Here is a 4,199-nt window from a genome sequence, read left to right as displayed (position 1 = left end):
GTGAGTCCGGTGAAGCGATAGTCGGCGCCGCTGGCGTTGGTGGTGTCGTCGATGTCACCGCGGCCACCTTCGGCATTGACCCACCAGCCCCGCGAGGTTTCCGGGGAATCATCCAGCAGCCCCCGGGGCTGTCCGGCGGAGGCGAGCTGGAGGCCGGCGAGCTGCTCCAGGCTGGCGGTCTCGCGCGGGGCCTGCGCGCCACCGGGCCCGGGCATCCGCCCGGTGAGGCCGGCACGGAAACGCTGGGCATCCCGCAGGCCGATCTGGTTCCCATGCGTATGGTCCACACCCGAGAGATCGTCCAGCGCGGCCCGGGCGTCATCGGGTTCCAGGCCGGAGAAGGTGTTGACGATCGGGGCCATTGCGGGGGCTTCGGCCAGCGCATCCAGGCCTCCGGCAACGGCATGCTGATTGCGGGTCTCGGCCACGTCCACGAAGTCACGCGCGCGGGTCAGTCGGAACAGGACCTCGTTGCCGTCATAGACGAGGTCGGGTTCCAGGAAGGCAAAATCCGGGCTTTCCATGGTGTCGAATTCGCCCTCGCGCTGTTCTGCCTCGAGGATGCGGTATTCGTACTGCCCATCATCGAATTCGGCCTCCGCAGACAGGGATTCCAGGGTGACCGTCCCGCCCGACAGGCGGGCGGTTCCATCCACCACGAGCCGGTCGGATTCGCCATCGGCGTTGAACTGCACCCGGTATTCTCCCCCTTCGGAATAGTCGATCGAGCCGGTGGTCAGGGTGCCGATGGAATTCCCCGGGCTCAGGGTTCCTCCCTGCATGGTGACGTCGCCCACTGTACCGACGCCCGCCAGCAGACCGCCTTCCACATAAACATGCGAGTCGGTGACTTCACCGTCCACCTGCAGGATGCCGGCACGTACCCGGGTCTCGCCCGTATGGTCGTAGGTACCGTTCGGCCCCAGGATCGTCCGGCCCGTGCCGTCCTGGTGCAGGCTGGTCGACCCGGTGATGTCGATGGCCTCACCATCGCTGGTGCCGGTATCGGAGAAATGGTATCCGTCTTCGCCGTGTTCGAAGCGCAGATGGGCATCGCCATCGCCGCCTTGCACGGCCTCGGTCCCGAGATAGCCGGCCGCGCCGTTGTCCGCGCCGATACGCAGATGCCCCTCGCTGCCGTCATTCCCCGCGACCTCGATGTCCCCGGCACCATCGACCTCCAGCCGGCCACCGGCGGCCACGGTAACGGTGCCGGTGCCACGGACGCCGACCCGGAATGCCCCGGAACGCCATTCGGAGTCGTCCCCGTGGATATGGACCTCGCCGGTGGAGTCCTGGCTGGCGGCAATCCAGCCGTCCCAGGTGTGCATCGAGCCACCATCGCGGATGACAAGGCTGCCGTGGCCATCGGTGCCCACGTCGGTTGCGGCGTCCTCCAGGTCGAGGGTTGCCGCCGGTCCGGAAATCTCGACATGGCCCTGGCTGCCAGGATCCTCCGCGATGATGAACCCGGACGCCGAACCGGCGAGCTCGGCATCGCTGTCGAGCACCAGTTCCCCGACGCCTTCGGCGCCTACCTGGAGCCCCCTGTCGATTTCCCACGTGCCGCCGTCGGTGAGCCGAGCGGTACCCATGCCATCCGCGGAAGCACCAAGGGTGGCTTCGTCGGTATGCAGGTGTGCGTCGTCGCGTACCAGCAGTTCGCCTCTGCCCTCGGTGCCCAGAGTCAGGTCCGCGTCCGGATGTTCCAGCCGGCCCTGATCGCCCGCGACTTCCAGTTGCCCGTGGGCAACGGTGGTGCCGCTGCCGTCGTCATACGAAATGGCTCCCCCGTCCAGCAACAGATGGCCGTCGTCATGTACCTCGGTTCCACCGTAGTCGTCGCCGTCGGGGTCGGGGGCGAGATGAGCGCCATCGCCCAGGCGAAGTGTGTTCCCGTCGACCTCTGTCCCGCCGGTGTAGTCCTGGTGGCCGTGCAAGACGACCGTTCCGTCCCGGTTGGTGGTCAGGGACAACGAACCCGTGAGTTTCAGCGCCGCGCCCGAATCCTCTCCGTTCCTGGTCAGGTGGTAGGTCAGGTCGTCATCGTCTGTCCCGACCTCGAGGATCGCCTCGCCGTCGCCACCCCGGATTTCGTCCACGTCCGCTACCGGACGCTCTACACGGTGAAAAATGGTCATCCGCCCTGTGGCATCGCTGTCGGGAGCAAGATGAACGGTCCGGTCCGTGGCGTCGTCCATCCGCAGTCGCGCCCAGCGTGTCAGAGTGAGTTGGCCATTGCCTCCGTCGACACCGATCTCGATGGAACCGTGCGCATCCCATTCGCCGTGCAGACTCAGTCGGTCGCGCCCGTCACTCGAGCCGATCCCGATACGGGTACTGCCTTCGGTGAGCAGGCTGCTTTCCTCGCTCTGAATGCTGAGATCCGCAGGTTGGCCGTTGTCACCGATCTTCAGATCCCCCCGGACTTCGAGCCTGCCCTCGTTCTCTACGAAGGCGCCCGTTGGATAAAGGTTTTCATGCCCGATGATCATGTCGCCTTCACTGATGAATTCCCCCGAGTCTTTCACCCCGAGAATGGTTCTGCCGTGGTTCTGGTGGCCAACGTAGACGGTATCCGTGTTGGTCCATCGGGCGTCATCCGTCACATACATCCGGGTATTGGGCTGGTCGTTTTCGTTGCTGTCGACTCCCAGTCCGATGACGGCATTGGTGGTGTCGAGTCGGGCATTGTCCTTGAGTTCGATCTGTGTCGCGGCGAGATGGCCTGCGTCGCCGTAACCGACCAGAAGATCCTCAAGGTCAAAATGGTTGTCGTTGTGGATCTTGAGGCGTTCGTAATTGACACTGTCATAGGGGCTTGAGCCCATGGGAACTCCGACCGTCTCGTCGTCAGGAACGCCCTGGGGGTCCCAGTTCTCCTCGTTGCTCCAGTACAGGTCCTCGGCGGTATCGATATCCCATTCGCGATCGACATCGGCGGGGTCGGGATCGAATGCGCGAACCTCACCCGCGGCGATGATTGCGAGCGAACAGAAAAGCACGGCAGTCATGCCACCGGTACGCAAGCGGGGCGGATCAAGGGCCTGACGGACGCCACGGGACAAGCGGCGCAGACGGAGCCTCGGCGCGGGCCGGCCGGGTTTCAGTGGTTCCCCATGGGTCCCGGAACCGGAAGTTGCAGATGGAAGGTCGCTGGAACCGCGCATGGTCAATCTCCCTGAATAAGCGCATGGTATTGGTTTCCGGGCGACGCTAGAGCAATGGCCTTGTCACGGTAAAGGGCTCTTTCCCCCAAAGCGTTTGTCGAGCGTTAGCTGCGAGGGACAAGACGGGGCATCGGGGCAGGGGAAGGGAACTCCTCCCTCCCGGGGAGGATGCAGGAGTCCTGCCGAACAGGGCGGCGTAGCGTTCGCGGATCGGGCGCAGGACGTCCTCGTGGCAGGCGGCGTAGTCGAAGCCGTGGCCTTTGGCGGCCTGCCAGGCGATGCCGCCGGATCCGGGTCACCCCCTCCGGATGGAGGGGGTGCGGCCTGCGGGGGGCCTTACCAGTTGCGCCGGAAGGTCAGGCCGATGGCGTGGAGGTCGTCGGAGGAGGCGATTTCGCCCTGGTAGCCGACGTTGAGGAAGGAATCCTCGTTGAGGCGGGCGTCCAGACCGGCGGCGACCCGCACGCGATCCCGGCTGAGGCGGGGGCCCTCGATGGTGAAGCGCGTGGACGTATCGGCGGCGAAGGCGGTGTCCATGCGGCTGGAGCGGTCGCCGTGCTCGTGCACCCATGCGGCTTCGGCGTAGGGGGCGACCCAGCCGCCGGTGGTCTCGAACGCCTGATCGAAGCGCACGCCGGCCTGACTGCGCAGGGAGTATTCGCTTTCGCGGTTCACATCCAGGTTGGCGGCCCCGGCGCCGGATTCCGAGAATCCGCTGCGGCGCAGATACTCATAGTCCAGTCCGCCGAACGGGGTCAGCCGGGCCGTGTCGCCGATCTCGAAGGTATAGCCACCCTCGGCCCGCATGCCCACGCCGCGCGCGGAGTAATCCGCTTCGGCCGTCCGCCCGACCGTATCGACGAAGCGTTCGGTATCGGTGCTGTGATGGGCCATGCCGACGCTGCCGCGGGCATACAGGGCATCGCGCTGCCAGCCGCCGTAGGCGGCGAGGTGGATGGAGTCGACGTCGATGTCGCCCCCGGCGGTGTCGCCGCGGTTGCGGGTGTACCCCATGGCCGCACCGAGATG

2 protein-coding genes are annotated in these 4,199 nt (G+C 65.9%); both read right to left on the bottom strand.

From position 1 onward, the window contains the following. The coding region (locus F787_RS16190) for a hypothetical protein (protein ID WP_051246170.1) at positions 1-3,014 on the bottom strand (3,014 nt) is incomplete at its 3' end. A 492-nt stretch (positions 3,015-3,506) separates the two neighbouring features. Continuing rightward, on the bottom strand, positions 3,507-4,199 hold a 693-nt coding region (locus tag F787_RS0113865), incomplete at its 5' end, for an autotransporter outer membrane beta-barrel domain-containing protein (protein WP_028492567.1).

This window comes from Thioalkalivibrio sp. ALE19 (assembly GCF_000428605.1).
In the GTDB taxonomy this organism is placed as follows: Bacteria; Pseudomonadota; Gammaproteobacteria; order Ectothiorhodospirales; family Ectothiorhodospiraceae; genus Thioalkalivibrio.
This window is presented reverse-complemented; position numbering and strand designations above follow the sequence as displayed.